This is a genomic window from Streptomyces sp. AJS327, assembly GCF_013450295.1.
Classification (GTDB): Bacteria; Actinomycetota; Actinomycetes; order Streptomycetales; family Streptomycetaceae; genus Streptomyces.
In genome coordinates this window covers 452,420-474,698 of record NZ_SKBR01000003.1, presented here as the reverse complement: position 1 = coordinate 474,698, position 22,279 = coordinate 452,420, and the positions used below count along the sequence as shown (strand labels likewise).

Annotated in this window: 16 protein-coding genes; 9 read left to right on the top strand and 7 right to left on the bottom strand. The window is 72.5% G+C overall.

Annotation, left to right across the window (positions count from 1 at the left end):
* Positions 1 to 30: 30 nt before the first annotated feature.
* Positions 31 to 3,822, bottom strand: coding sequence for a glycosyltransferase (locus E0L36_RS19290; RefSeq protein WP_219636835.1), 3,792 nt, complete (start codon positions 3,820 to 3,822; stop codon positions 31 to 33).
* 369 nt (positions 3,823 to 4,191) lie between these two features.
* Between E0L36_RS19290 and E0L36_RS19285 the strand changes: the two genes are divergently transcribed.
* Complete coding sequence (locus tag E0L36_RS19285; protein ID WP_180930379.1) at positions 4,192 to 4,407, top strand: hypothetical protein; 216 nt, start codon at positions 4,192 to 4,194, stop codon at positions 4,405 to 4,407.
* An 83-nt stretch (positions 4,408 to 4,490) separates the two neighbouring features.
* On the opposite strand, the gene E0L36_RS19280 is transcribed toward E0L36_RS19285, so the two are convergent.
* Entirely contained in the window at positions 4,491 to 5,408 is a 918-nt protein-coding gene (locus tag E0L36_RS19280) for a DMT family transporter (protein ID WP_180930378.1), read from the bottom strand.
* Between E0L36_RS19280 and E0L36_RS19275 the strand changes: the two genes are divergently transcribed.
* Positions 5,407 to 6,861, top strand: a complete 1,455-nt coding sequence (locus E0L36_RS19275) for a PLP-dependent aminotransferase family protein (protein ID WP_180930377.1) — start codon at positions 5,407 to 5,409, stop codon at positions 6,859 to 6,861. The two genes, E0L36_RS19280 and E0L36_RS19275, sit on opposite strands and share 2 nt — an antisense overlap.
* Before the next feature lie 83 nt (positions 6,862 to 6,944).
* Here the strand turns inward: E0L36_RS19275 and E0L36_RS19270 are convergent, their stop codons facing one another.
* Entirely contained in the window at positions 6,945 to 7,694 is a 750-nt protein-coding gene (locus tag E0L36_RS19270; RefSeq protein WP_180930376.1) for a DUF5324 family protein, read from the bottom strand.
* Between the two features lie 636 nt (positions 7,695 to 8,330).
* On the opposite strand from E0L36_RS19270, the gene E0L36_RS19265 reads away from it, so the two are divergent.
* Complete coding sequence (locus E0L36_RS19265) at positions 8,331 to 8,858, top strand: peptidylprolyl isomerase (RefSeq protein ID WP_180930375.1); 528 nt, start codon at positions 8,331 to 8,333, stop codon at positions 8,856 to 8,858.
* 214 nt (positions 8,859 to 9,072) lie between these two features.
* Positions 9,073 to 9,960, top strand: a complete 888-nt coding sequence (locus tag E0L36_RS19260) for a rhomboid family intramembrane serine protease (RefSeq protein ID WP_180930374.1) — start codon at positions 9,073 to 9,075, stop codon at positions 9,958 to 9,960.
* Positions 9,961 to 10,819: 859 nt separating this feature from the next.
* On the opposite strand, the gene crgA is transcribed toward E0L36_RS19260, so the two are convergent.
* Positions 10,820 to 11,080 carry a cell division protein CrgA gene (gene crgA / locus E0L36_RS19255; RefSeq protein WP_180930373.1) on the bottom strand — a complete coding sequence of 87 codons (261 nt, stop codon included), beginning with the start codon at positions 11,078 to 11,080 and terminating at the stop codon, positions 10,820 to 10,822.
* Positions 11,081 to 11,247: 167 nt separating this feature from the next.
* Between crgA and E0L36_RS19250 the strand changes: the two genes are divergently transcribed.
* The 5 genes from E0L36_RS19250 (at position 11,248) to E0L36_RS19230 (ending at position 16,836) form a co-directional block, all read left to right on the top strand.
* Positions 11,248 to 11,985: a DUF881 domain-containing protein gene (locus E0L36_RS19250; RefSeq protein WP_180930372.1), complete on the top strand. Its 738-nt coding sequence runs from the start codon at positions 11,248 to 11,250 to the stop codon at positions 11,983 to 11,985.
* A gap of 284 nt (positions 11,986 to 12,269) precedes the next feature.
* Positions 12,270 to 12,500 carry a hypothetical protein gene (locus E0L36_RS19245; RefSeq protein ID WP_180930371.1) on the top strand — a complete coding sequence of 77 codons (231 nt, stop codon included), beginning with the start codon at positions 12,270 to 12,272 and terminating at the stop codon, positions 12,498 to 12,500.
* A complete protein-coding gene (locus tag E0L36_RS19240; RefSeq protein ID WP_180930370.1) occupies positions 12,497 to 13,126 on the top strand; it encodes an aminodeoxychorismate/anthranilate synthase component II in 630 nt (209 codons plus the stop codon). Before E0L36_RS19245 ends, E0L36_RS19240 begins: the two co-directional genes overlap by 4 nt.
* A complete protein-coding gene (locus tag E0L36_RS19235) occupies positions 13,126 to 15,540 on the top strand; it encodes a class E sortase (protein WP_180930369.1) in 2,415 nt (804 codons plus the stop codon). The genes E0L36_RS19240 and E0L36_RS19235 overlap by 1 nt, the downstream gene beginning before the upstream one ends.
* 645 nt (positions 15,541 to 16,185) lie before the next feature.
* On the top strand, positions 16,186 to 16,836 hold the full coding sequence (locus tag E0L36_RS19230) for a class E sortase (protein ID WP_180930805.1): 651 nt from the start codon (positions 16,186 to 16,188) through the stop codon (positions 16,834 to 16,836).
* Positions 16,837 to 17,225: 389 nt separating this feature from the next.
* Here the strand turns inward: E0L36_RS19230 and pknB are convergent, their stop codons facing one another.
* The 3 genes from pknB to E0L36_RS19215 form a co-directional block, all read right to left on the bottom strand.
* Complete coding sequence (gene pknB, locus E0L36_RS19225; RefSeq protein WP_180930368.1) at positions 17,226 to 19,217, bottom strand: Stk1 family PASTA domain-containing Ser/Thr kinase; 1,992 nt, start codon at positions 19,215 to 19,217, stop codon at positions 17,226 to 17,228.
* Positions 19,218 to 19,387: 170 nt separating this feature from the next.
* Entirely contained in the window at positions 19,388 to 20,857 is a 1,470-nt protein-coding gene (locus tag E0L36_RS19220) for a penicillin-binding protein 2 (RefSeq protein ID WP_180930367.1), read from the bottom strand.
* Positions 20,854 to 22,272: an FtsW/RodA/SpoVE family cell cycle protein gene (locus E0L36_RS19215; RefSeq protein ID WP_180930366.1), complete on the bottom strand. Its 1,419-nt coding sequence runs from the start codon at positions 22,270 to 22,272 to the stop codon at positions 20,854 to 20,856. Before E0L36_RS19215 ends, E0L36_RS19220 begins: the two co-directional genes overlap by 4 nt.
* Positions 22,273 to 22,279 lie beyond the last annotated feature (7 nt).

The window sequence follows — 22,279 nt, the reverse complement described above, 5'->3', positions numbered from 1 at the left end:
CCGGACGCGCCGACGAACACGCCCAACCCCTCATTCCCGCCCGGCTGTTGGCGCACGGTCCAGGGCGGCCTCCAGTACGACTGCGGCGGCGCGCGCCCAGGGCATCTCTCGCGCGAGTCGCGCGCGGCACTCGGCGATCTCCCGGAACGCACCGGCGCGGTCCTGGAGTTTGCGGCCGATGGCGCGGGCCCAGCGGCCGGGGTCGTTCTCGTCCCGCGACATCTCGACGACGAAGCGGCTGGCCGCCTTCTGGCCCAGTGCCTCGCGCAGCAGTTGGGCGAGGCCGCTCTCCGAGCTGACGAGTACCGGTACGCCCCGGACGATCGCCTCGACGCCGACCAGGCCGAACCCCTCGGAGCGGGACGGCATCACCAGCAGGCTCGCGCTGTTCAGATCCATCTCCACGCAGTCCTGCGCCGAGGTGTAGGGGCGCACCACGACGTCCAGGCGGGGGCTGTTGGCCCACTCGACGATCCGGGCCCGGTCCGCGTCCACGTCGTCCTTCCGCGCACCGCGCACCACGAGCCGGACGGGCGGCAGTTCGTCCTCCTGGTGCCAGCGCGCCACCTCGCCACACGCCATCGCCGCGAGGTCCACCCCCTTCAGCCGCGCGTCCTCGACCCGGCCGAGAAGCAGCACCCGAAGTGGTTCGCCTCCGGGGGGAGTTCGGGGTCCGGTGGGTGCGGGTACGTCGAATCCCGGGTCGAGGCGGAGGACTTCGGTGTCGGTGAACTCCGCGAGGAACTGGGTGCGCAGGTGAGGGCCCACGGTGACCACGCGGTGCGCGTCCCGGCCGAGTTGGCGCTCGATGTCGGTGCGTTCCTCGGCGCGCAGGCCCGCGTCGCTGTCCCGGCCGGGCTTGTACCACTCGATCTCGTCCGGGGCCATGTGGATGAGGTGCAGGCGGCGCGCGGCCGGGAAGTGCGCGTCGGCCATGGCCTTGGCCACGGGGCCGGTGATCCGGCTGTGCCCCACCACCACGTCCGGCTCGGTTCCCTCGGGCAGCGCGGGGCGGCTGCCGAGCCGCAGGTCGTCGGAGGCTCCGGCGACGGCGGGCGCCGGGAGCAGCGTCACACCGGCGGCGCGGGCCGCCGTCTCCTCCTCGGCCGAGGCGGTCAGGACGGCGCAGAACACGCGGGCCCCGGCGGCGGCGAGGGCGCGGCAGAGGTCCCGGTTGAAGGTGCTGAGGCCGCCGTGCGAGGAGTCCCACTCGGTGGCGACGGACAGGATGACCGGCCGCTCCGCGTCGTCCGGCGCCGCGCCCTCCGCTGCCCCGCCCTCCGCTGCCTCGGGCTGCGGCACCCCGCCCTCTGACGCCCGGGCCCGGGTGTCCCCGGTCTCCGCCGCGCTGGCTCCGTTCCGGGCGTCCGCACCACCGTTGCCGGGCACGGGAGTCGCGTCGGGTAGCGCGTCCCCGGCGTCCGGCGCCTCGTCCGGCGGGGCCGTTGCAGCGCCCAACACCGGTTCGTGGTCGGGGCGTTCGGCGGTCTCCGTGCGGGGAAGGCCCAGGGTCTCGCGGGCGCGCCGCAGGGCGTCGGCCAGGTCGACGTCCGTCTCCTCGCGGAGGGCCCCCGGACGGTCCGGGTCGGGCAGGAACAGGAAGCCGAACGGGTGCTCGTCCGCGAGCACGGCGTCCAACTGTCGTTCCGCGTACGTGAGATGGCGGTTGATTTCGCCCCGGTCGCCGCTGAGCACGCCCGTCATCGCACGGTTGTAGTGGGTGAGCGCGCGGTGCAGCGAGTCCTCGGTCCACCCGGTCGCCCGCTCTCCCCAGCGCTGCGCCTCCGCTACCTCACCGGCCGAAAGACTCATGTACATCAGGTTGTTGGCGTGCTCCCAGCCGGGGCTCAACTCGTAGGACGCCTCCAGGTGGCGCCGTGCGGTGGGGAGGTCCCCGGCGCCGTAGGAACGGTAGGAGGCGGAGAGGTGGTTGTCGGCGAGTTCGTCGCGCAGCTGGCCGGGGGCCACCTTCCCGAACCAGTCGGTGGCGGGCCAGGTGCGCAGCGGCACCCGCACGTGGTCAGTGGTGAGTTCGCCGCCCAGCTCCGCCACCCAGGCGGCGGCCACCACGAAGGCGGGGTCCTCCGACAGCGCGACGTCCGCGCTGTCCGGGGCGTAGAGCCAGCGCCGGACGGTGAGTTCGCCGAAGGTGCAGGTGACGCCGATGAGGTCCAGCGCCCGGGGTTCGCCCGCCAACAGGATGGCCTTGTGTAGGTAGTTGATCCGGATGGCCGCGTCGGGCCCCTCCTCCGGCAGGGTGTCCAGGACGCGGATGATCTCGTCCAGGTGGTCCTGTCGCATGCCGTGGCAGCAGGTGGGGAAGATGTGCAGCGGCTCCTGGGCGAAGCCGTGCAGCAGTTCCAGAAGCCGGTAGGTGAGCAGCGCCGACGCGTGCGTCCGGCTGGTGTACGAGCCGTGGCGGGTGGTACCGAGCTTGCCTACCGTCCACAGACGGGCGTAAATCTCGTCGAACAGGTCGTTTTCCAGGGCGAGTTGTACCGGCCCCTCGGTGGTGATGACGCCCTCCGCGACGAGCCTGTCCCGGCAGTCGTCGTACTCGGCGCGGGTGATCCGCGGCGGCCCGGTGAGACAGTAGGCGAACCACGCCTGGTCCGCCGTGGCGTGGCCGAGCGCGGAGGTGAGCACGTTGAAGGCGACGAGTTCGGACGGTTCCATCGCCCGGACCACGCGGATCAGCGGCCGCGCGAGGACGTCCTGCCGGGACTCCATCCGCGAGCGGATGCCCTCCAGCACCTCGGCGGTCAGCTCCATGGCGTCGGAGGCGCCGCGCTGCCAGCGGGCGAACATCTCGTGGCAGTACAGCTGGATCTCGTACGGGTTGCCGTCGGTGAGCTGCCGCAGCGCGGACACCACGCCGTCCAGTGACATGGAGTGGACGCCGAGGCTGCGGAGCGGGCGCATGACGCAGTTCCGGACGTCCTCCCACTCGACGAATCCGCTGACCGCGATCTCCCGGAACTGCCGCAGGATCGGGGAGTGCACCTCGGTGATCCGGTCGACGAGCCCGGAGGTTCCGGCGAGGACGAGGACGAGTCCGTCGACGCGGGAGGTGAGGAACCGCAGGATCGACAGGACCTGGGCGTCCTCGGCCATCAACTGGGCCTCGTCGACGAGCAGGACGAGCGGATGCCCGAGCAGGTGGACGAAGGAAGCCAGGTCGGCGCGGAGCGCCGCCTCCGGCACGCGCCCGTCCGCGCCCGCGAGCGCCACGGCCTCCGGGAACTCCGGTACGAACTCCGGCAGCGGTTCGGCGGCGCCCGGACCGTGGTGGTCGGCCCCTAACGTCCGCGCGGGAGCACCGGGGGTGCGGGCCGGGAGGCCGGGCGTCGCGGTCTCGGCGCCGGAACGTTCGGCTGTGGACGGGGGTTCGGGGGCGTGCTCGGGAGCGGCTGGGACCGGCCCCGGGGTGTGGCGGGTCACCCCGGCCATCGTCCGGCGCAGCTGCGCCATGTCGAACGGGAGGCGCTGGCCGCGTCGTTGGCACTCGGCGAGGACTGCGGTGGCCAGCTCCTCGTACACCTTGCGGAAGAAGACCGTGGGGTCACCGTCGCCGCCGATCAACTCCACGCGGGCGGTGGTGTATCCGCGTTCGGTGGCGAGCCACTCGGTGGCGTTGAGCAGGCTTGTCTTCCCGGAGGCCCGGGGGCCGTGCAGGACGACGCAGACCGACGGCCGGTCCACCGCCGTCTGGTCCATCTCGTAGGCGAGGATGGCGACTTCCTCGCCCCGTCCGGCGAAGACGGTGGCGTCACGTACCGGGTTCCGGTAGTCGTACGGATTGCGCAGCGCGGAGATGTCCACGGCTTCTCCCCTCACCTCAGCCCGATCGTACGGTCACCCGGGCCGTGGCGCCGCGCTCCCGGCCACTGTGCCGACCGCCGCCCCACGGCGCCGGCGGCCGCCTCGGACGCCCGCGCCAACTCCGGGTGCTCCGGGGCTTGTTCGGGGACGCCGTCAGTCGGGGGAGACACCGCGGGCTCCGGGACGCCGTCAACTCCACACGGCTCGTGCTGTGGCGAAAACCCGTCGCCCGTCCGCCTTTCGGGGAAAACCAGCCGACCGGGGGCCTTTTGTCGCCAACCGTGGACGACGGATTCACCGGCGTACCCGCCGTGGCTTATGCAGGAAGGCTGGGAGGTCCGAAGCCCCTGCCTGACAGGAGGACGCGCGATGTCTCTGACCATCAACGTGGCGGTACTGCTCGCGGTGATCATCATCCTGCGGCTCCGTCGGCGCACCCAGGCCCGTTCCCGGAACGACGAGCAGCTGACCGTCGTCATCGCGCTCGTCTTCGGCGTGCTGGTCGCCCCCACCGCCTTCGGGGAGACCGTCGGCGACGTGGTCGGCCAACTCGCCAACGGCATCACCGAGTCCACCACCCCCTGACCGCCACGGGCGGCGGAAGACCCTCCCGCGTCTACCGAACACCCCGTAGCGGTCCGCCTGTTGGGGCCATCGGAGAGGGAGTGTCAGGTGGCGGCGGGGCGTTGGGGTGCGGCCGTGCGCTGGGTGGTGGCGACGCAGGCGAGGACGAGCAGCGCGGCGACCGGCGCGAGGGGGGACAGCGTCTCGCCCATGAGCAGGGCCGACCAGACGAGGGTCAGGATCGGCTGGGTCAGCTGGATCTGGCTGGCCCGCAGCACCCCGATCAGCGCCATGCCCCGGTACCAGGCGACGAAGCCGCCGAACTGGGAGATGGCGGCGATGTAGAGGAGCCCGCCGACGGCCCGCGCATTCGGCGCCACCGGCTCCACGGGCAGGGCCACCACCGTGACGAGGGCGGACACCGGCAGCGCGATGACGACGCCCCAGGCGATGACCTGCCAGCCGGGCATCCGGGTCGCGAGACGGCCGCCCTGGGCGTACCCGGCGGCGCAGACCAGCAGGGCGCCGAAGAGGAAGGCGTCGCCGAGGGTGGGCAGTCCACCGCTCTGCTGGACCGTGAAGGCGGCGACGGTGAGCGCGCCGAGCCCGGCGGCCGCCCAGAAGGCGCGCGGGGGGCGCCGCCCGGTCAGGGCGGACGAGGCGATCGCGGTGGCGAGGGGGAGGACGCCGATGACGACGGCCGAGTGCGCGGTGCTGGAGGTGCGCAGCGCCAGAGTCGTCAGCAGCGGGAAGCCGACGGCGCAGCCCCCGGCGACGGTGAGCAGCGCGGGCCAGTGCTCCCGCGCGGGCGGCGGCACGCGGGCGGCGTAGAGGCAGACGGCGGCGAGGAGGCCCGCGAGGAGGCCGCGGAGCCCGGTCGTCGTCCACGGGCCGAAGCCGTCCAGCGCCCACACGGTGGCGGGGAAGGTGAGGGAGAAGGCGGCCACGCCGAGCGCGGCCTGCGCGGTACCGCTACGGACCGCTATCGAGGAGGGAGGGGTATCGCTATCCTGAACCGTCATGAATGACAGTAGCAGCGTCACCCAGCTCGCCTCGACCCTGCGGAGCGAACTGGACCGCTACTCAGAGGGACAGAAGCTCCCGGCGAGCCGTGCCCTCGTCACCCGGTACGGCGTCAGCCCCGTCACCGTGTCCCGGGCGATCGCCACGCTCGCCGCCGAGGGCCTCGTCACCACCCGGCCCGGCGCCGGGGTCTTCAAGGCCGCCCGGCAGCCCACCGCCCGCACCCTCGGGGACGTCTCCTGGCAGGAGGTGGCGCTCAGCGCCGACCCGCCACACACCGCGCTGGACGCGGGACCGCGCGGCCTCGACGCCACGGGCGTCCTGACCACCCTCACCACGCCGCCGCCGGAGGTCGTCGACCTGAGCGGCGGCTACCCGCACGCCTCCCTCCAGCCGGAGCGGGCGCTGTCCGCCGCGCTCGCCCGGGCGGGGCGGAGGCCCGGCACCTGGTCGCGTCCGCCGGTGGAGGGACTGCCCGAACTGCGCGGCTGGTTCGCCCGCGATATCGGCGGACCGTCCGGCCCGCTGGACGCCTCGGACGTGCTCGTCACCTCCGGGGGCCAGAACGCGCTCACCACCGCGCTGCGCGCGCTGGCGGCGCCCGGCTCACCCGTCCTGGTCGAGTCCCCCACCTACCCGGGCATGCTCGCCGTGGCGCGCGCCGCCGGACTGCGGCCCGTGCCGGTACCGCTGGACGCCGAGGGCGTCCGCACCGACCTGCTCGCCGAGGCGTTCGCGACGACCCGCGCCCGGGTGTTCGTCTGCCAGCCGCTGTTCCACAACCCGACGGGCACGGTCCTCTCCGCGCGGCGCCGGACGGAGGTGCGCGCCCTCGCGCGGAGCGCGGGCGCCTTCGTCGTCGAGGACGACTTCGCCCGCCGTCTGGCCCACGCCGACGCCCCAACGACGCCCGCGCCGCTGGCCGCCGAGGACCCGGACGGCGTCGTCGTCCACGTCCGGTCGCTGACCAAGGCGGCCTCCCCCAGCCTGCGGATCGGCGCGCTGACGGCCCGTGGACCGGCGCTGGAGCGGCTGCGCGCGCTGCACGCCATCGACACCTTCTTCGTCCCCCGGCCCCTCCAGGAGACCGCCCTCGAACTCGTCGGCTCCCCCGCCTGGGCTCGTCACCTGCGCGCCCTCGCCGGGGCGCTCCGCGACCGCCGCACCACCCTGCTCACCGCGCTCGCCACCGCCCTGCCCGGCCTCGTCCCCCAGGACCCACCGGCCGGCGGTTGCCACCTGTGGCTGCGGCTGCCGGACGGCACCGACGAACGGGCGCTCACCGCCACCGCGCTGCGGCACGGCGTCGCGGTCACCCCCGGCGCGCCCTACTTCACCGCCGAATCCCCCGCCCCGTACCTGCGGTTGAGTCACGCGACCACCCCCGGAACCGCCCAGCTGGAGGAGGGCGTCCAGCGCCTCCGGCGCGCCCTCACCCCCCAGCGGCCCTGACCCGCCCCGCGGCGCGCGACCACGGGACGGGCGGCGGCGCCCCCGAACCCGGCGACCGCCGGGAGCGGTCGCCGGGCGGGGGCTCAGCTCTCGGGGCGCCGTTCCGCGCCGGACTCCGCGCCCGCGCCGCCGGGCTGGCGGGTGCTGGGCGCGGAGGCGCTGCCCGGGCCGGAGCCGTTGACGGCGGTGGGCGAACCCTCGTAGCCCTCCGGCGCCTCCGTGGCGGGTGGCGGCTCCACCAGCCACTCCGGGTTGGCCTGCCGGTCCCACCAGCGCCACACCGCGTACGCGCCGCCCGCCACCAGGCCCAGCAGCCCCAGCCGCTTCATCGCCTTGTTCCGCCGGGCGCAGCGGGCGCGGCGCCTCCGCACTCCGTCGATCTCCCGGGGCGTCACCTCGCCGCGCAGCGCGGCGACGGCGGCGGCGCCGCGCTGGGCCGCCTCGGCGCGCACCGGTTCGGCGGCGCTGCGGGCCTGCTCGATGTGCGGCCGGGCGTACTCGGCGGCGTCCGAGGCGTAGCGGCTGGCGGTGCGGGCGGCCTTGCGGGTGCGGCGCGCGGCGTCGGTCGCGGCCCGGTCCACTTCGGGGGGCAGGGAGTCGCGGGCGTGCGCGAGACGCGGGCTGATGTGGGCCTCGAACCCCTCGCGCGCGGAGTCCCGGGCCTGGCGTGCGGCCGACGAGGCTCGCGGGCCCAGTCGCGCGCCCGCCTCGTGCGCGTAGTGCGCGGCGGCGTCCCGGGCGGTCTCCGCGTACGGGGTCACCGCCTCCGCGGCGTGCCGCGCGCTCTTCCTGGCGGATCCGGCCGCGGCGCGCACGCTGTCGATGCGGGTCACGGGTTCCTCCTTCGCTGACGGTACTGACGGTGCTGTGCTGTCCGGGCGGGCCCCGGTGGGGTCCGGGTGTGACTCCCCGGTGCGTCACGGCGAGTCCCGGTGTGGGGCGGGTCCGTCCGGCGGGCTCACCGCCGGACGGAGAGCGTTCCCACCGTAGGGAATCATCCGTTGTTGTTGATATCTGTCCCCGTCTATCGTTTTCTATCGCTTTCCCGTCGACATCTGTCGTCGGTTGTCCGGGGAAGCACGTTCGCTGTCGGCGATGGGACGTGTCTCCGCCGTACGGCACGGACGGCGGCGGACCTGGCGCGCGGACCGGTGGAGCCGGTGGAGGCGCGACCCCGGACGGAAGGACGCGCGGGGCCGGGGTACCGGGCGCGCGGCGCTCCACGGCGCGGGCCCGGCCCGTGGGTCGGGGCCGACGTTCGGGTCGGGGTCGGGGTCGGTGGTGAACAGCCCGCGTCCCTCACGGTGGTGAGGTCACTGGTTCGGGTTCCACCAGGGCCGCGGATCATGCCCCTCGATGCGCTGTTCGGCAGCGCCCAGCCCGGCATCCGGGGCATCCCGGGGGAAATCCCCTCCGCCGGAGTCCATGGGAGGATCGGAAGGGCACTGTAGACAGATGGAAGGTAGAACGTGGCCGACCAGCTTTTCGCCACCTTGAAGACCAACCACGGCGACATCGAGATCCAGCTTTTCCCGAACCACGCGCCGAAGACGGTCAAGAACTTCGTCGAGCTGGCTGAGGGCTCCCGTGAGTGGACCCACCCCCAGACCGGCCAGAAGTCGTCGGCCAAGCTGTACGACGGCACCGTCTTCCACCGCGTGATCAGCGGTTTCATGATCCAGGGCGGTGACCCGCTGGGCAACGGCACCGGCGGCCCCGGGTACGAGTTCGAGGACGAGATCCACCCCGACCTCGCCTTCACCAAGCCCTACCTGCTGGCCATGGCCAACGCGGGCCCGGGCACCAACGGTTCGCAGTTCTTCGTGACCGTCGGCCCGACCACCTGGCTCACCGGCAAGCACACCATCTTCGGTGAGGTGACGAACGAGGCCGGGCAGAAGGTCGTCGACACCATCGCCGGCCTGCCGACCAACCCGCGCACCGACCGTCCGACGCAGGACGTGGTGCTGGAGTCGGTGGTCATCGAGCGCCGCTGAGCGAAGCCCCCGGGCCCGCGCGCCCGCCGGGGTTCGATCCGGCCCCGTCCCGGGTATCCGGGGCGCGGGCCGGATGGCGTACAGGGCCGCGCGGCGGCGCGGCCCGGACGTACGCCGCCGCGCGACCGCGGACACGGGAACTGTGCCGCCCCGCCCGTCCGTATGACAGACGGGTGGGGCGGCGCGTTCGACGGACCTCGAAGGGGACGGTTCCATGGAGCAGGAGCAGCCGGGGCGGCCGGAACAGTCGCTGGCCACGTGCTATCGCCACCCGGACCGGGAGACGGGCATAAGCTGCACGCGGTGCGAGCGCTCGATCTGCCCCGAGTGCATGATCACCGCGTCCGTGGGCTTCCACTGCCCGAGCTGCGTCAGCGGTGGTTCCGGAACCGGACACGCGCCCTCCGCCAACCAGCCGCGCACGGTGGCCGGCAGCGTGCTGGTCGGCGACACCCGGCTGGTCACCAAGATCCTGCTCGGCGTGAACCTCGCCGTCTTCGTCGCGGTCCTCGTCTACGGCGACCGCCTGGTCAACGAGCTGATGCTGTTCGGCAGGGCCGCCACCGAGGCGTGGGGCCCGCTGGAGGGCGTCGCCGAGGGCGAGGTCTACCGGCTGGTCAGCTCGATGTTCCTGCACCAGGAGTTCCTGCACATCGCGATGAACATGCTGGGTCTCTGGTTCCTCGGCCCCCCGCTGGAGGCGGCGCTGGGCAGGGCGCGGTTCATCACGCTCTACCTGCTCTCCGGTCTCGCCGGCGGCGCGCTGACCTTCCTCATCGCCTCGCCCGTACAACCCTCGCTCGGCGCCTCCGGCGCGATCTTCGGCCTTTTCGGCGCGACGGCCGTGGTGATGCGGCGGCTGCGGCACGACATGCGGCCCATCGCCGTCCTGCTGGCGATCAACCTCATCTTCACCTTCACCTGGGAGAACATCGCCTGGGAGGCCCACATAGGAGGACTGGTCGCCGGGGCGCTGCTCACCTTCGCGATCGTGCACGCCCCCAGGGAGCGGCGGGCGCTGGTGCAGTGGGGCGCGGCCGCCGGACTGCTGCTGGTCATCGCGGCCGTCTGTGTGGTGCGCACCGTCCAGCTCGTCGGCTGACACGGGAGCGCGGCGGCCGGGCACCTCCAGGGCCACCGTCGAGCCCCGGGAGGACGGCCCGAACGGACAGGGCGGAGACAGACGGACAGACAGACGGGGCGGGGACGAACGGTGTTTCCGGCTCCGGAGCGAGGCGGCGGTTCCGCTGGCGTTCCCGGGAGTTGTCCACAGCGCTGCGAGGATCTTGTGCATGCCGGGAACCTGGCGCACGAGGCTCGCTCAGAGGTACGTTTCCGCAGCGTGCCAGGGGTGCGCCGGAGAGTACCGCACGATGGGACCGCCCCTGACGGAGGTTCACGGTAAAGAGTTATCCACAGATCGTGTGACCTTTACCAACAGCTGTGGATCAGCTTGTGGATAACTTGGTGGTGCCGCTCGGCACACCCTCCCACACCACCACCCCACGCCCTACCCCCACGGTCGGACAGTCCGTCCCCCCACCGTCCACCCCCGAACCGGCCAACCGCAGGACCAGCCGTCCGAGGCGGCGGCGCCCCCGGAAGCGGAGCGGCAGCACCGAGGGGAGCCCGCCGGGGCCACCGGGCCACGGGGGACCACACGGGCCGCCGAGACCACTATGACGGCGAGGAGGAGACCGGCGGAGCGGGGCCCACGAACCGCGCGGCGCACCGCCCGGCGGCACGACACCGCCGGATCGCCACGAGGCGCGTACCACCCACCGCGACCGCCGTCGTCACCGGAACCGACACGTCAACGCGGCGGCCTACGCGGCGAACCCGCGCGAACGACCGAAACCGCGCGAGCCGCGAAACCGCCGGAACCACCGAAACCGACCGGAACCAGCAGAACCGAGCAGAACCGCCCGGGCCGACCGGAGCGCCCGGGGTTCGCGGGACGGCTACTTCCACTGGGTGGAGACGACGAACCCCGAGGCGATGAAGCCGAAGCCGACGACGATGTTCCAGTTCCCGAGCGCCTCGATGGGAAGTGAGGTGTCAGTGACGTAGAACACCACGATCCACGCGAGACCGATCCCGAAGAGCGCCAGCATCAGCGGCGCGACCCAGCGTCGTCCGCCGCCGCTCATGTCGAGCTGCGTGGCCTTCTTCTCCGGCGGAGGCGTGTAGTCGTCCTTCTTGCGGATCCGTGACTTCGGCACGAGGGACTCTCCTGTCGATGTGCTGGGCGACCGCGTGCGTTCCCCTTGACGCGGCCCGGGTACGGCCGGGGGTCCAACGCTCAGGGCACCCCCGGACCGGCTGGGTCTCAGGGGAGGGTATTCCGTTAGCGTAGTGCTTCCCCAGGGCGGAGGGAGACAAGGGTACGGTGACCACAGCGCTCTTCCGGCCCGCGCGGCTGGCCACACTCGGGGTGTTCGCCCTCGCCGGACTCATTTTCTGGGTCAGCTTCAACACGGCGCAAGGTACGAACATCCGAAGCGACGACTCGATGTTGCGCCTCTCCGACCTCATCCAGGAGCGCAGCCGCGCCAACGCCGAACTCGACTCCTCAGCCGCCGAGATCCGCGAGGACGTCGACGCGCTGGCGCAGCGGGACGGCGGCCGGAGCACCCAGGAGAAGAAGCGTCTGGAGCGGCTGGAGAAGGCCGCCGGCACCCAGAAGGTCACCGGCTCCGGACTCACCGTCAGCCTGGACGACGCGCCCACCGACGCCACGGCGGAGGTGCCGGGCGTCCCTGAACCGCAACCCAACGACCTGGTCATCCATCAGCAGGATCTCCAGGCCGTGGTGAACGCGCTCTGGGAGGGCGGGGCCAAGGGGATCAAGGTGATGGACCAGCGGCTGATCTCCACCAGCGCCGTCCGCTGCGTGGGCAACACCCTGATCCTCCAGGGCCGGGTCTACTCCCCGCCGTACACCATCTCCGCGGTGGGCGACCAGGAGAAGCTCCGCGAGGCGATCGACGCCTCCCCCGCGATCCGCAACTACCTCCAGTACGTGGAGGCGTACGGACTGGGCTGGAAGGTCGACAAGAAGGACGAGCTGTCGCTCCCCGGCTACTCCGGCACCGTCGACCTGCGGTACGCCGAACCGAAGGACTGATCCGGCGGACCGCTCGCCCGGGTGGCCCGGGTTCTCCCCGGGGGCGCGATCCCGGGGCGCGGGCCGGGTCCGCGATCCCCGTCCGTGGGCGTTCCGCGCTGGTGTGGGGCGGGTTCCCCGGGACGCGGGGGCGGGTCTTCCGTGGGCCTTCCGTGTGCGGCGCGTGCGGGCCTTCCGTCGGATTCACTGGTTTTCCCCGGCTTTCCCAGCGGCGTGCCGAGGTCCCCGTACCCTGGGGTGCGCGTCGCCCGCAGCGGCGCGTGAGGAAAGGACGGCACGCGGGGATGTACGGCTGGATCTGGCGGCACCTGCCGGGCAACGTCTGGGTTCGGGCGCTGCTCTCACTGGTGCTCGCCCTGGGCGTGGTCTTTCTGCTCTTCCAGTACGTCTTCCCGTGGGCGGAGCCGCTGCTGCCGTTCAACGACGTGACGGTCGACGGGGGCTCGGGCGGTCAGGGCGCGGGCCCGGCCGGAGAGGGCGCCGCGGCCGGGCGGAGGGTGGAGGCGGGCGCATGAGCGCGCGAATTCTGGTGGTCGACAACTACGACAGCTTCGTGTTCAACCTCGTTCAGTACCTGTACCAGCTGGGAGCTGAGTGCGAGGTCGTACGGAACGACGAGGTCGAACTCGCGCACGCCGAGGCGGGGTTCGACGGGGTGCTGCTCTCCCCCGGCCCCGGCACCCCGGAACAGGCCGGGGTCTGCGTCGACATGGTGCGGTACTGCGCGGAGCGGGAGCTGCCGGTCTTCGGGGTCTGTCTGGGCATGCAGTCGATGGCGGTCGCCTACGGCGGCGTCGTCGACCGCGCACCCGAGCTGCTCCACGGCAAGACCTCCCAGGTGAGCCACGAGGGCGAGGGCGTCTTCCGCGGCGTCCCCGCGCCGTTCACCGCCACCCGGTACCACTCGCTGGGCGTGGAGCGCGCCGCTCTCCCCGAGGAGCTGCTCCTGACCGCGTGGACGGAGACGGGCCTGGTGATGGGCCTGCGGCACCGCTCGCTCCCGGTGGAGGGCGTCCAGTTCCACCCGGAGTCGGTGCTGACGGAATGGGGGCACCTGATGCTGGCGAACTGGCTGGAGCGCTGCGGCGACCCCGGGGCGGTCGCCCGCTCCGACGGACTGGCCCCGGTGGTCGGTAGCTGATGTCCTCCCGCTCAGGGCCGGAGCACGACGGCACCTACTCCTACCCGTACGCCGATCCGCTCACCGGCGCCCCGTCGGGCGCCGACGCCGCCGGGCCCGGCGTGCCCGGCCCGTCCGCGCCCGCGCCGTACGATCCGGACGCCCCGGACGACCCGCACGCCGTCGGCCTCGACGACTCCTACGGCGGACCGTACGGCGTGACCGCCGGCTACCCGGCGGACCCGTCCGCCGCCCGGGTCACCCCGGCGTCCCCCGTCGGCCAGTCCACGGAGCCCGCGCCCCAGGACCCGTCCGGCGGCGGAACACGGCCCCCGGAGGGCGGCGTACGGCCGGGCGGCGGTCGCCGCCGTCGGCCGGCCACCACCGAGCAACCCCGTCCGGACGGCGGCGGGACGGGCACACGCCGGCGACACGGCGCCCCCAGCGCCGACGCCGCTCCCGAAGCGCACGCGGCCCCCCGCGGCGCCACCGGGGCGTACGGGTCCGGCACGCCGGAGACGCACGGCTCCCCGGCGGCGCGGGACGGCTCCCTCGCCAACAGCCCCGGCACCAACACCCCGGGCCCGTACGGCGGTTCCGGCGGCCACAGCGGTTCCGGGGGGCGGCGGGACTACGCGGCGGCGGTCGACGCGCTCGCGGACCCGCTCAACGACCCGCTCCCCGCCGATCCGCTGAGCACCCCCCGCACCGATCCCCTGACCGACCCGCTGACCGACTCCCGGCCCCGTGGACCGCAAGCCCGTCCCGGCCCGGGAAGCGGCCCGGACGGGGCGGCCAGCCCGCCGAACGCGGGCTCCCGCCCCACGCCCGGACCGTCGGCGCCGCCCGGCGCTCCGGACCCCTCCACGAACCCGCGCCCGGCCCACCGTGGCTGGCGCACCTCGATGGACGACGAGGACGAGCCCGGCGACGGCCAGCAGGGCTCTCCCTGGTTCCGCCCGCGCCGCGCGCCCCAGCCAGGCGACTGGGCCCCCGACGCCAGCGGACTCGCCGACCCGCTCACCGATCCGCTGCCCGGCCCACCGGCCTCCCCACGGGCCCCGGAAGGCCCCCCGGAGCAGACCCGGGGACGGAACGCCCAACTCCCCCCGGGCCGGGGCCCGGAGCTTCCCCAGCGTCCAGGCGGCGGCACCACCTCCGGCTCCGGGACAGGGCCCACCGCCCCCAACAGCCCCGCCTCCGGCGCCACTTCCGGTCCCGCGCCCCGGCCCACCCCGCGTGGCGCGGTGCCGGGCGTGCGCACGCCCGCGGCGGGCCACCCGGGCGCCCCGGCGCCCCAGTACCCCCGGAACGCGGCGGCACCCACCGGAAAGGCACCATCCGCCGGGGCGCTCCCGTCCGGAACACCCGTCGCCCCGGGGCCCGGAACGCCGGGCACATCGGGAACACCCGCGCCCGGTACGACCGTTGGGCTGCCGGAACCGCGCCCCGAGCACTCCCGCCCGGACGGCCGTGCGGCCGACGATCAACTACTGGCGGACGTCGCCCTGTTGGACGGCCCCGGAGCGGGAAACGCGAACGGTCCCGGCGACCAGCACACCGTCGGCCTGCGGCGTCCCGAGGCGGGCGAACTCATCGGCCAGGCCGAACTGCGCCGCTCCGAGCGCGGGTTGACCACCCACTCGGGATCGGGCGACGGCAACCCGGCGACCGCGACGCCCAGTTCCCGGCTGGAGGCCCGCCGGGCGGAACGCGCGCAGCGGCCCGGGCCCGCGATCGTCGCGAGCCGCTTCCTCGGCGAAGTCCTTATCACCTGCGGTGTGTTGATGCTGCTCTTCGTCATCTACCAGCTGTGGTGGACGAACTGGCGAGCCGACCGCGAGGCGGGCAAGGCGGAGAAGAGCCTCCTGGAGCAGTGGGAGAATCCGAAGCAGGCCGCCGCCGTCAAGAACGACAGCGGCGAACACGCGGCGAGGACCGCCTCGTTCGCCCCCGGCGAGGAGTTCGCGCTGCTGCACGCCCCCTCGATCGAACTGACCGCGCCCGTCGCCGAGGGCGTCTCCAAGCGGGGCGTGCTCGACAAGGGGATGGTCGGTCACTACAGCGGCAAGCCGACGAAGTCCGCGATGCCCTGGGAGAAGAAGGGCAACTTCGCGCTCGCCGGACACCGCAACACCCACGGCGAGCCCTTCCGTTACATCAACCGGCTGGTCGAGGGCGACAACCTCGTGGTGGAGACCTCCGACACCTACTACACGTACGAGGTCAGGAGCCGACTGCCCTCGACCTCACCCTCGAACACCGAGGTGATCGGCCCCGTCCCGGCCCGCTCCGGCTTCACCGCCCCCGGGCGATACATCACGCTGACCACCTGTACCCCGGAGTTCACCTCGAAGTACCGTCTCATCGTCTGGGGCAAAATGGTCGACGAACGCCCGCGCGGCGAGGGTCGGCCGGACGTTCTCGACAGCTGACCGGTTCGTCACGGCGGAGTCGGTGCCGGACGGAACGGGCAGACACACGGCGGCGAAGGCGGGCGGTAGGCGGTGGCGGATCTCACACCCGGCGAGGACGGTACGGCGGAGCCCGCCTGCGGAAGCGCCTCCGACACCCGCACGAGCCCGGACGACGCCCCCACCGAGCCCACCTCCGCGTCCCCCTCCCAGCCCGGGCAGGCGCCCGAGGAGTCCGAGGAGCCCGAGGCCGAGCCCGACGAGTCCGACGAGGGCCCGACCGGGAACGGGAAGAGAGCCCAACTCGCCTCCACAGCCCGGGACAGGGCCACGGCCAGGGACAGTTCGGCGGACACGATCGCGAACACGGACACGGACGAGCCCGGCACGACCGCCACGACCGCCACGACCAACGACGGGGCGGGCGAGGGGAGAACGGAACAGCCCGGGTCCGACGACGAGACCACGGACGAACCCGAGCCCGCGTCCGAGGCGCGGACGAAGTCCGACCCCGAGAACGAGGCCGATACCGAGGCCGAGAGCAAGGTCGGTACCGACCCCGAGAACGAGGCCGACGCGAGGTCAGGCGACACCAAGCCGGGCGACGCGCAGTCCGGAGCCGGGGCGGGGAGCGGGGCGCGGGGGCGGGGTGGGCGTCGGTGGGCGGTGGTGATCAGCGTCTTCGGGGAGTTGCTGATCACGGCGGGGGTGATCCTCGCGCTGTTCGTCGTCTACTCGCTCTGGTGGACCAACGTGCTGGCCAACCGGGAGGCCGAGCGGGAGGGTGAGCGGGTGCGGGACCACTGGGCGCAGGAGGGCCCGGGGGCGCTGGACACCAAGGACGGGATCGGGTTCCTGCACGTCCCCTCGATGCACGAGGGCGAGATCCTGGTCAAGAAGGGCACCGACCCGAAGAAGCTCAACCAGGGGATCGCGGGCTACTACACGAAGCCGGTGAAGTCGGCCCTGCCGCAGGACGCCAAGGGCAACTTCTCCCTGGCGGCCCACCGGGACGGCCACGGGGCGAAGTTCCACCGGATCGACAAGATCGAGAAGGGCGATCCGGTCGTCTTCGAGTCGAAGGACACCTGGTACGTCTACACGGTCTACAAGACCCTGCCGGAGACCTCGAAGTACAACGTGGACGTGCTGGATCCGGTGCCGAAGGAGTCCGGGCGGAAGCGGGCCGGGCGGTACATCACGCTGACGACCTGCACCCCCGTCTACACCTCCCGCCACCGGTACGTCGTCTGGGGCGAGTTGGAGCGCACCGAGAAGGTGGACGCCGACCGTACCCCGCCCAGGGAACTGCGCTAGCCCCACAGCCGGGCACACGTCAGCGAACGGACACACGCGGACGGACACACGCCCACGGACACACGTCCCCAGGCAGACGCCCACGGACGCACGCCAGCCGTGTGCGGCGAACACCCCCGCCCCGCACCGGAGTCGGCACGAGCGGACGACGCCCCGTCCCCGAGTCGGCACGCTCCCGGCGACGCTCCGCTCCGGAGTCGGCCCCCGTCCCGGCGGGGAGCGGCCGTACGGAGTGGAGCCCCAACGGCCCGCCCGGGCCCGTCCGTCCGCGTTGTTCGGCCCCAACTCCCCATCCGGGGGCGCCAGACGACGACGGTGCCCCGAGACGGAACCCTGGGGGTTCCGCTCGGGGCACCGGGGGTGCGCGGGGCCGGAGTCCGACCGGCCCGTCAGTCGTCCTGACGCAGGTAGGGCACGAGCGTCGGCGGCGGGTCGACACCGCCGCCCCCGGCCTCGCCGTCGTCCTTCGGGCGGGTCAGGATGTTGACCTTGTCGCCCTTCTTGCCCTCGTGGTTGGCGGGCGGGTTGGTCCCGACGACCAGGGCGTCGTCCTCCTTCGGGCCGCGGATGGCACCTACGGTGAACCCGGCCTCCTGGAGCGCCTTCTTGGCCTCGCCCAGCGGCTTGTTGGTGACGTCCGGGACGGTGGCCGGGGCGTCGTCCGGCGCCTTGGCGACGGTCAGGGTGACCTGGGTGCCCTTGGGGTGCTGGAGCGAACCGGCCGGGTTCTGCGAGATGACCTCGTCGGCCGGCTTGTCCTCGGTCTCCTCGTCCTTCCGCGCCACGTCGAAGCCGAGGGCCTTCAGCTGCTCCTCGGCCTCCGTGTAGCTCTTGCCGACCACGTTGGGCACGGTGACCTTCTGCGCGACGGCGACGGTCAGCGTCACCGTGGAGTTCTTCTGCGCCTTCTGGTTGCCGTCCGGGTTCTGGTCGATGACGGTGTTCTCCGGCTCCCCGGACTCCACCGGCTTCCGCTTGACCTTGAAGCCCGCGTCCTCCAGCTGGCCCTTGGCCTCCTCGTACATCAGGCCGTCCACGTCCGGGACGTCCACCGGCTTGGCGCCCTTCGACATGACGAGGGTCACCGAGTCGCCGCGGGAGATCTCCGCGCCCTCGGCCGGGTCGGTGGAGCAGACGCGGTCCTTGGGCTGCGCGCAGTACTTCGCCGTGCCCTCGGTCACCTCGAAGCCGCCGTTGCTGGCCTGTTTCTTCGCCTCGTTGAGGCTCAGGCCCTCCAGCGCCGGGACGGTGACGTTGTCCGAGGGGGTGCCGCCGAACAGCGCCTTGCCCACGAAGACCGCGCCGACCAGCACCAGCAGCGCCGCGAGGATCAGCAGGATGGTGGAGGTGGGGCTCTTGCGGGGCGGCCTGCGCCGCCCGCGGCCGTCGTCGTATCCGTCGTCCCCGACCGGGGCCATCATCGAGGTCTGCGGGTTCTGCGGGCGCAGCGACGTGGTGGGCTGCTCGTCCGGGTAGCCGTAGGGGACGGCGCCGAGCGCGGCGGTGGCCGCCACCGGCTGACCGTCCAGGCAGGCCTCGATGTCGGCGCGCATCTCGTCCGCCGACTGGTAGCGGTAGTCCGGGTCCTTGACCAGGGCCCGCATCACGATCGCGTCCGTCTCCGGGGAGATCTCCGGATCGAAGGCGCTGGGCGGCTGCGGCTCCTCGCGGACGTGCTGGTAGGCCACGGCGACCGGGGAGTCACCGACGAACGGCGGCCGGACGGTGAGGAGTTCGTAGAGCAGGCAGCCGGTGGAGTAGAGGTCGGAGCGGGAGTCGACGGTCTCGCCCTTGGCCTGCTCCGGGGAGAGGTACTGGGCGGTGCCGATGACGGCGGCGGTCTGCGTCATCGTCATCCCGGAGTCGCCCATGGCGCGGGCGATACCGAAGTCCATCACCTTGACCTGACCGGTGCGGGTCAGCATCACGTTGGCGGGCTTGATGTCCCGGTGGACGATGCCGTTGCGGTGGGAGTACTCCAGCGCCTGGAGGATGCCGACGCACATCTCCATCGACCGCTCGGGGAGCAGCTTCCGGCCGGAGTGGAGCAGTTCCCGCAGCGTGGAGCCGTCCACGTACTCCATGACGATGTACGGGATGGAGACGCCGCCCCCGGCCCCCGGGGTGCCGTCCGGCACCATGTCCTCGCCGGTGTCGTAGACGGCGACGATCGCGGGATGGTTCAGCGAGGCGGCCGACTGGGCCTCACGGCGGAAACGGGCCTGGAACGACGGGTCTCGGGCCAGATCGACGCGGAGCGTCTTCACCGCGACCGTGCGGCCAAGGCGAGTGTCGTGGGCCAGGTAGACCTCGGCCATGCCCCCGCGGCCGAGCACCGAGCCCAGCTCGTACCGGCCGCCGAGGCGACGCGGCTCTTCCATAGTCTCCAGCCCTCTCCGGTCGTCCGTGCCGTCCGGCCGTGGTTCCGGCCGGGGGCACGGCGGTGTGCTGCTCGGCATACGGTACCCGGCTGCCGGGACCTACCCGTGGTGACCGGTGTCACCCGCCCCACGGGGAGTACGTCACGTGTCGTCTTCGGATACGGGGGGTGTCAGGACTTCTTGTCCGCGAGCACCGCCTGCATCACGCTCTTGGCGATCGGGGCGGCCAGCTTGCTGCCCGCGATGTCGTCCCGGAGTGTGTCGGAACTCTCCACCACGGCGGCGACGGCGACCGGAGAGCCGTCGTCGGTCTTCGCGTAGGAGATGAACCAGGCGTAGGGGTTGTCCTTGTTGTCCTCGCCGTGCTGCGCGGTTCCGGTCTTCCCGCCGACGGTGACGTCGGGGATCTGGGCGGTGGTACCGGTCCCGTTCTCCACGACCTCCTCCATCATGTCCTGGAGCTTCTGCGCGTTCTCCGAGCTGACCGGCTGGCTCATCTCGTCCGGCTGGTGCTGCCAGACGGTGTCCAGGTTCGGCGCCACCAGCTTGTCCACCGTGTACGGCTTCATCAGCTTGCCGTCGTTGGCGACGGCGGCGGCGACCATGGCCATCTGGAGCGTCGTGGCGCGGTTCGAGGCCTGGCCGATGCCCGCCATCGCGTTCTGCGGACGGTTGTCCTCCGGGTAGACGCTCTCCGCGGCGCGCACCGGGGTGTCCAGCTTCTTGTCGTTGAAGCCGAACTTCTCGGCCATCTCGATCATCTTCTCGTTGCCGAGCTTGTCACTCATGTCGGCGAAGACGGTGTTGCAGGACCACTGGAGCGCGACCTTGGGAGTGGCGTTCTCGCAGGGGTGGTTGCCGTCGTTACCCAGCTCCCGGCCCGCGGTGTCGGGCAGCTTGTACGGGTCGTCGGTGGTGGTGCGCTTGTCGATGTCGTACTTGCCGCTCTCCAGCCCCGCCGCCGCGGTGACGACCTTGAAGGTGGAGCCGGGCGGGTAGGTCTGGCGGAGCGCCCGGTTGAGCATCGGGTCGTCCGGGTCGTTCTTCTTCTGGAGCTTGCTCCAGGCCTGGGAGTCCGACTTGCTCATCCCGGCGAAGGCGCTCGGGTCGTAGGACGGCTTGTTGACCAGCGCCAGGATCGCGCCGGTACTCGGGTCGATCGCGGCGACCGCGCCCTTCGCGTCGCCCAGCCCGTCGTAGGCGGCCTTCTGCGCCTTGGCGTCCAGCGTGGTGACGACGTTGCCGCCCTTCTGCGGCTTGCCGGTGAGCATGTCGATGGTGCGGTTGAAGAACAGCCGGTCGTCATCGCCGGTCAGGATCGGGTCGTAGAGCGACTCCAGGTGGTTGGCGCCGAACGCCTGGGAGGCGTAACCGGTCACCGGCGACCACAGGTCCCCGTCCTTGTACGTCCGCTTGTACTTGAAGTCCTGGCCCGGGGACTCGGTGGACCCGGTGATCGGCTTACCGTCCACGATGATGTTCCCGCGCGGCTGGGCGTAGCGCGCTATCGCGACCCTGCGGTTGTCCGGGTCGGTCTTCAGCTCGTCGGCACGGACGAACTGGAGCCAGTTATCCCGAATCAGCAGCGCGACGATGAGCAGCCCGCAGAAGATCGCGATATTGCGGAGCGGCTTGTTCATGGTCGGACCACCTGAGTCATCTCGGCGTCGGGCGAAGGCGTGGGGGCGGGGGCGGGGCGGCGGGCGGTGTCGCTGATCCGCAGCAGGATGGCGACGAGCGCCCAGTTGGCGAGCACCGAGGAGCCACCGGCCGCGAGGAACGGCATCGTCATACCGGTCAGCGGGATGAGCCCCATCACGCCACCGGCGACGACGAACACCTGGAGGCCGAATGCGCCGGAGAGCCCCACCGCGAGCAGCTTGCCGAACGGGTCGCGCGCGGCCAGCGAGATCCGGATACCGCGCTCCACGACCAGTCCGTAGACCAGCAGCAGCGCCATCATCCCGGTCAGCCCCAGCTCCTCGCCGACGGTGGCGAGGATGAAGTCGGAGTTGGCGGCGAAGCCGATCAGGTCGGAGTTGCCCTGACCGAGCCCCGAGCCCAGGGTGCCGCCGGAGCCGAACGCCCAGAGCGACTGGGCGATCTGGTCGCTCTGCGCCATCGTCTCCTCGGAGAAGGGGTGCAGCCAGGCCTGGACCCGGTCCTGCACGTGCGGCTCGAAGGTGGCGACGGCGGCGGCGCCGCCCGCGGACATCAGCAGACCGAAGACGATCCAGCTGGTCCGCTCGGTCGCCACGTAGAGCATGATCACGAACAGGCCGAAGAAGAGCAGCGAGGTGCCGAGGTCCGTCTCGAAGACGAGGATCATCAGGCTGAGCACCCAGATCGCCAGGATCGGCCCGAGGTCACGGCCGCGTGGCAGGTACAGCCCCATGAAGCGGCGGCTGGCCAGCGCCAGCGCGTCCCGTTTGACCATCAGGTACCCGGCGAAGAAGATCGCGATGACGATCTTGGCGAACTCGCCCGGCTGGATGGAGAAGGCGCCCAGGTTCACCCAGATCCGCGCGCCGTTCACGGGCGCGAAGAACATCGGCATGACCAGCAGCACCAGCGCCACGGCCATCGAGATGTAGGTGTAGCGCTGGAGCACCCGGTGGTCCTTGAGCAGCACCAGGATGCCGATGAACAGCGCCAGGCCGATCGCCGAGTACATCAGCTGCTTCGGCGCGTCCGCGGTGAACGCCCCGAACAGGTCCTCCGCGCGCCGGATCAGCCGCGGCGACTGGTCCAGCCGCCAGATCAGCACCAGGCCGAAACCGTTCAGCAGGGTCACCAGCGGCAGCAGCAGCGGATCGGCGTACGGCGCCCAGCGGCGCACGCACAGGTGCCCCACCGCCGCCATCAGGCCCAGGCCCAGTCCGTAGCCGAGCATGCCGGAGGGCATCTCGTCGTTCATGGCCAGGCCCACGTTGGCGTAGGCGAAGACGGGGATCAGCACCGCGAAGACCAGCAGGGCCAGTTCGGTGTTGCGACGGCTGGGCAACCCGCCGGAGGAGACCGTGGTGTTGCTACCGGTCGCGTTGATATCGCTCATGGCTGTC

Coding starts and splice junctions, on each gene's coding strand:
- E0L36_RS19285 (WP_180930379.1), top strand. CDS start 4,192: ATGTCTCTGACCATCAACGTGGCGGTACTGCTCGCGGTGATCATCATC.
- E0L36_RS19275 (WP_180930377.1), top strand. CDS start 5,407: ATGAATGACAGTAGCAGCGTCACCCAGCTCGCCTCGACCCTGCGGAGC.
- E0L36_RS19280 (WP_180930378.1), bottom strand. CDS start 5,408: ATGACGGTTCAGGATAGCGATACCCCTCCCTCCTCGATAGCGGTCCGT.
- E0L36_RS19260 (WP_180930374.1), top strand. CDS start 9,073: ATGGAGCAGGAGCAGCCGGGGCGGCCGGAACAGTCGCTGGCCACGTGC.
- E0L36_RS19245 (WP_180930371.1), top strand. CDS start 12,270: ATGTACGGCTGGATCTGGCGGCACCTGCCGGGCAACGTCTGGGTTCGG.
- E0L36_RS19240 (WP_180930370.1), top strand. CDS start 12,497: ATGAGCGCGCGAATTCTGGTGGTCGACAACTACGACAGCTTCGTGTTC.
- E0L36_RS19235 (WP_180930369.1), top strand. CDS start 13,126: ATGTCCTCCCGCTCAGGGCCGGAGCACGACGGCACCTACTCCTACCCG.
- pknB (WP_180930368.1), bottom strand. CDS start 19,217: ATGGAAGAGCCGCGTCGCCTCGGCGGCCGGTACGAGCTGGGCTCGGTG.
- E0L36_RS19220 (WP_180930367.1), bottom strand. CDS start 20,857: ATGAACAAGCCGCTCCGCAATATCGCGATCTTCTGCGGGCTGCTCATC.
- E0L36_RS19215 (WP_180930366.1), bottom strand. CDS start 22,272: ATGAGCGATATCAACGCGACCGGTAGCAACACCACGGTCTCCTCCGGC.